The organism is Pantoea sp. Morm, assembly GCF_016643525.1.
GTDB classification, from domain to species: domain Bacteria; phylum Pseudomonadota; class Gammaproteobacteria; order Enterobacterales; family Enterobacteriaceae; genus Pantoea; species Pantoea dispersa.
In genome coordinates, this window is the sequence record NZ_VOQX01000211.1 from 1 (window position 1) to 2,120 (window position 2,120).

The 2,120-nt window shown below is 56.1% G+C and carries 3 protein-coding genes; 2 read left to right on the top strand and 1 reads right to left on the bottom strand.

Going from position 1 to position 2,120, the window contains the following annotated elements; all coding sequences use genetic code 11:
- Nucleotides 1-437: glutaminase (locus tag FT726_RS26895; protein WP_346303807.1), on the top strand; the 437-nt coding region annotated here is incomplete at its 5' end.
- Nucleotides 438-441: 4 nt separating this feature from the next.
- On the opposite strand, the gene FT726_RS26900 is transcribed toward FT726_RS26895, so the two are convergent.
- Nucleotides 442-1,383 carry a D-2-hydroxyacid dehydrogenase gene (locus FT726_RS26900; protein WP_346303808.1) on the bottom strand — a complete coding sequence of 314 codons (942 nt, stop codon included), beginning with the start codon at nucleotides 1,381-1,383 and terminating at the stop codon, nucleotides 442-444.
- 186 nt (nucleotides 1,384-1,569) lie between these two features.
- On the opposite strand from FT726_RS26900, the gene FT726_RS26905 reads away from it, so the two are divergent.
- Nucleotides 1,570-1,986 (top strand): DUF2946 domain-containing protein, encoded by a 417-nt coding sequence (locus tag FT726_RS26905; protein ID WP_082082020.1) that lies wholly within the window; start codon nucleotides 1,570-1,572, stop codon nucleotides 1,984-1,986.
- Nucleotides 1,987-2,120: the final 134 nt, after the last annotated feature.

The window sequence follows — 2,120 nt, forward strand, 5'->3', positions numbered from 1 at the left end:
ATTCGGCTCGCAATGCCGCGATTGCCTGGCTGATGAAGTCGTTTGGCAACTTTCACAATGATGTCAGTAAAGTGATGGAAACCTACTTCCATTACTGCTCGCTGTCGATGAGTTGTGAAGAGCTGGCGCGCACCTTCCTCTATCTCGCCAATCAAGGCCGCAGCCAGCACGATGAGTGGGCCGTGATCTCACCGCGTCAGGCACGTCAGGTGAATGCGTTGATGATGACCAGCGGCATGTATGACGGTGCTGGCGAGTTCGCCTGGCGTGTGGGAATGCCCGCGAAGTCGGGTGTGGGCGGCGGCATTGTCGCGGTCATTCCGGGGGAGATGTGTATCGCGGTGTGGTCGCCGGCGCTGGATCACTCCGGTAACTCCCTGGCGGGCACCGCGCTGCTGGAGAAACTCACCGAGCGACTAGGCCGCTCGATTTTTTAAACGCTCAACTCACCACGTGCAATGGGTTGCCCTGAGCAAATCCATCGAGATTGGCTGCGATGCCGCGCAACAGATTGGTGACTCCCTGCTGGCTGGCCCATGCGATATGCGGGGTCAGCAGCAGGTTGGGGACATCCGCTTGCAACAGCGGGTGATCGGCTACCGGTGGTTCCGTGCTGAGTACATCCAGCGCTGCACCGGCAATCACACCCTGACGCAGCGCGTGGGCCAGTTCCGTTTCATTGATCAGTCCACCGCGTGCAGTGTTGATTAGCCAGGCTGACGGCTTCATCTGCGCCAGCGCCTGCAAATCGATTAACTGCTGAGTTTGCGGCGTCAGCGGGCAATGCAAACTCAACACATCACTACGTGCCAGCACCTCTTCAAACGGAACATAACCAGCGCGCGGCGTTGAGCTTCCTTTGCGGTCCGCGTAGAGGACTGTCATGCCGAGCGCTTCTGCCATCGAGCCCACCGCGCTGCCGATGTCGCCTTTGCCGACAATCCCTAAGGTCGCACCAAAAATGTCCTGAATCGGCTGGCGATGGACACAAAAATGCGACGATGCAGGCCAGGCCGCGCGCGTGCTGTTGGCGTAATCCACCAGATGGCGACGCAGGGTAAATAAGGCGGCAATCACGCCTTCGGAGACGCTTCGCGTGGAGTAGCCGGGCACATTACTGACCACGATGCCGCGTTCACGACATGCATCCAAATCGATGCAGTCGTAACCCGTTGCCGCGACACAGATGTAGCGCAGATCCGGCAACTGCTTCAGTGTTTCCGCGCGCAGCGGCACTTTGTTGGTGATGGCAATCTGCGCGCCCTTTAAGGCAGAAATAATGTCGTGCTGTGCCGTTGTTCCACGAAAATCCCATTCCGTACACCACTCCGGGCGTGTCGGCGGTGTAGGCAGCGTATCACCATCCAGCATCACTATTTTCATCGCTTCTCCGTTTACATGTTTCCGCACTGTTCTCATCAGGTTGCATTTAGGTTAACAAATGCAGCGCATAAAGTGACTTTTTTCAAAAGGTGCGAATTTTTTCTAAATTAGCCTGAGTTTCTGTAACCCTTCTGCGGCAATGGCGTTACACTTCGGCCTCATTTGTTGAATCATTTCGTCGCCGCCATGACCTTTTCACATCAACTTCGCCAGCGCCTGACTGCCTGTATCGCCATCCTGGCGGTGCTGCTGCTGTTTGTCGCGCCGATCGTGTCGAAAACGTTGATGGAACGACAAAGCCGCATGATGGACATGCCATCCCATGGCATGACGTCTGAAATGTCGATGCATCATCACGAAATGATGATGGATATGGCGATGCCGGGCATGGACCATCACATGATGGAAGACGGTGAATTCGCCTGCGGCTACTGTGACTTGCTGGTGCATGTGCCGTTGATGATGTGGGTGTTTATCCCCTTCATCTGGCTGATGATGGTGATTTCTCGCGCCCCACCGCTGCCGCCTCTGCAGGCTCCGGTGATCCGACGCTTTAGCCCAACACACCGTCCGCGTGCGCCGCCTGCTGTTCTCTCCTGCTGATAACATCATTAACGACGCACCTTTTTGCGTCACGGCATTCTCTAACCGGAAGGAAGACGGCTTTGTCTGCTGCTCACTCTGCAGCACCGCGTGGTGCGGTGCTTAATCTACTTCGCCGCTTACATTTTTATATT

Excerpts from the sequence above, each read along its gene's own strand:
- FT726_RS26900 (WP_346303808.1), bottom strand. The coding sequence starts at position 1,383 with ATGAAAATAGTGATGCTGGATGGTGATACGCTGCCTACACCGCCGACA.
- FT726_RS26905 (WP_082082020.1), top strand. The coding sequence starts at position 1,570 with ATGACCTTTTCACATCAACTTCGCCAGCGCCTGACTGCCTGTATCGCC.